General features: G+C 49.0%; 3 protein-coding genes. All 3 read left to right on the top strand.

Annotated elements, in window-relative coordinates; genetic code table 11:
- Positions 1-1446 (top strand): HD family phosphohydrolase (locus JX312_RS11340; RefSeq protein ID WP_204458070.1); only part of this gene is annotated, 1446 nt, incomplete at its 5' end.
- 78 nt (positions 1447-1524) lie between these two features.
- On the top strand, positions 1525-2349 hold the full coding sequence (locus tag JX312_RS11335; protein WP_204458069.1) for a DUF4919 domain-containing protein: 825 nt from the start codon (positions 1525-1527) through the stop codon (positions 2347-2349).
- A gap of 85 nt (positions 2350-2434) precedes the next feature.
- Entirely contained in the window at positions 2435-2998 is a 564-nt protein-coding gene (locus JX312_RS11330) for a peptidylprolyl isomerase (protein ID WP_164916506.1), read from the top strand.
- The last annotated feature ends 38 nt before the right edge of the window (positions 2999-3036 follow it).

Raw genomic sequence — 3036 nt, 5'->3', positions numbered from 1 at the left:
GCCGCCGACAGCAAATTCCGGAATCAGGAATATCTGCAGGTCAACGGCGCGCAGGGGGTGATAAAGAAAGGACAGAGGATAGTCGACAGAGGTGAAATCATAACACCTCAGATCTACACGAACCTGAACACATACATGGAACTGCTTAACAAGACCAACAACTCGCAGAACGACCACCGGTATTTCTATGCGGGACAGTTCCTTTTCATCCTCATATGCTTCAGCATCCTGTATCTCTTCATGGGGTTGTACCGCTCACGTTTCTTCAATTCCCTGCGGAAGATGACATTTCTGATGTGTTTCATAACACTTTTCGTTGTCTTCTCGATTCTGATGTTCGAATATGTTCCCAACGGCATATATTTTGTACCGTTCGCCTCGGTGCCGGTAGTGATCCTTGTATTCTTCGATTCCCGCACGGCAATTTTCTCCCTGCTTGTCACGGTGCTCATATCATCATTGGTTGCCGTATTCCCCTACCAGTTCATTTTCATGGAGCTGACCGCCGGATTGCTGGCGGCATTCAGCATACATCGTCTCAGCCAGCGGTCGCAGCTGCTTCGCACAGCCGCCTTCACCTTTCTGGCATACTGTCTGACTTATTTTGTATCGAGTCTCATAACAGACGGCAATCTTGACAATTTCGCATGGCGCATGATCGGCATATTCGCCATCAACTCCGTGATTCTGTCTTTCGCCTACATCATGATTCTCATAGTAGAGAAGATATTCGGATTCACATCGACTGTCACACTTGTGGAACTCTCCGACATTAACAGTCCGCTGCTGCGCCGCCTCGCGGAAGAGGCTCCCGGCACATTCCAGCATTCCATGCAGGTGTCCACACTCGCCTCCGAGGCTGCAAGAGCCATCGGAGCCGACACACAGCTTGTCAGGACCGGAGCGCTTTATCACGACATAGGCAAACTTGAAAGCCCTATATTCTTTACGGAGAACCAGCACGGCATCAATCCTCATACCGGTCTGAATCCCGAGACAAGCGCACAGAAAATAATATCGCATGTCACAGCCGGACTGCAAATCGCGGCAAAAGAGAATCTGCCGGAAGTGATACGCAGCTTCATCACCGAGCATCATGGCAAAAGTATGGCACGTTACTTCTACAACACAGCAGTCAACCAGAGTTCGGAGGCAGAGGTAGACAAATCCCGGTTTACCTACCCCGGACCCAACCCGCAGTCGAAAGAAACGGCGATACTTATGATGGCGGATGCCGTGGAAGCGGCTTCCCGAAGTCTTCAGGATTACTCACGGGAATCAATAAACAATCTGGTAGACCGCATCGTAAACGGACAGCAGGCAGAAGGACTTTTCCGCGATTCTCCGATCAGCTACCGCGATGTGGAGACTGTTAAAGACACGTTCAAGAAACGTCTCGCCACCATATACCACTCGCGTGTGGCATATCCGGAAATCAAAAAATGATTGTCAAACGTTTTAATCTATAGGTGAGACAGGCTCCCACCCCCGTTAAATTTAAAATTCCCTTATTGTAAATACCCTATGATAAGTTTAAGAAAAATATTTGTATCTGCCGCGGCACTGATGATTTCATTCTCGATTTCCTCAACGGCAATCGCACAGAACAAACGCAAGATAACCGTGGAGAAGCCGGATCTTGAAGAAATCCGCATCTCCACTCTCACTCCGTCAAGCCCGTATTATTTCCCTAAACTCATGAAGAAATACGAGAGCAACGACACGACAATGACCAATGATGAATACCGACATTTCTATCTCGGATACATGTTTCAGGAGGATTTTGACCCGTATAGGGTCTCTCCTTACGCCAATGTGACCGATGACCTCCGCATGAAGTCGAGCCACACAAAAGAGGAGATAGACACGATACGCAAATATGCCCAGCTCGCACTCGCCGACAATCCGTTTGACCTCCGCCAGATGTCATTTCTTGTGCATGTTCTCAAGGAGAAGAGGAAAGACATGAGTGCAAAAATATGGGAGTATCGTCTGGAACATCTGCTCGGCGCGATCAAAAGTACAGGCACCGGAGAAAGCATGGACAAGGCATGGTATGTAATATATCCGATGCATGAATACGATATGGTGCAGCTGCTCGGTTATGAGGCAACAGATGCAAAATTCATAGAACCCGGATATGACTATCTGTCAGTGCGTCCTGACGAAACCAACAAGACGAAACGTGATAAATCAGCTGAAGGTTTCTATTTCAACATCATTGTGCCGCAACAGCAATACATGCTCAAGCATCCTGAAGATGAGGAAGTGACTGACGACAGCACCCCGGAACAGGAGCCTGCCGTGCCCGACTATTACCCCGATCCAGATGAAATACCGGCGCAATAACCGGTGTTTTGAGGAAACAGGAAGCGGAAAAACTGCAATAAGCAAAACCAAGCAATTTAAACTGATAAATACAATAACAGACAATATGGAAGAGATAAAAGTAGGACCCGGAATGTTTGTAAAATATGCTTACAGACTTACCGACGCCGATTCCGGCAAAGAATTGTTCGCGACTCCCGAAGGAGAGCCGGATGAAATGGTATATGGAGTTTCACAGGAGGTTGTGCCCGGTCTGATCGCAGCACTCAAAGACCTCAAGAAAGGCGACAGATTTGATGTCACCCTTCCTCCCGAGGCGGCATTCGGAGTGCGCCATGCAGAAAATGTGATTGAGCTTGACAAAGACATATTCATGCGCGACGGCAAACTCGCAGAGGAAGTGAAAGCTGGAGCCGAGCTCCCCATGATGACAGCCGAAGGCTTCCGCGTATTGGGCAAGGTCATTGAAGTAGGCGACAATGTAAAGATGGATTTCAACCATCCTTTTGCCGGACTGACAGTGACATTTGCCGGAGAAGTAGAAGAAGTGCGCGAAGCGACACCCGAGGAGCTACATCCCGCCCAGGGCGGTTGCTGCGGTTGCGGCAGCCATGGCTCATGCGGTGACGGCGGCTGTGGCGACGGCTGTGGTGATGGTTGCTGCCATTAAGAACACATCCCATACAGCCCTATACAGCCCCATATAGC

It is taken from the genome of Barnesiella sp. CU968 (assembly GCF_905219685.1).
Taxonomy (GTDB): domain Bacteria; phylum Bacteroidota; class Bacteroidia; order Bacteroidales; family Muribaculaceae; genus Lepagella; species Lepagella muris_A.
The sequence above is the reverse complement of the archived record's forward strand: the minus strand, read 5'-3'. Positions and strand labels throughout refer to the sequence as shown.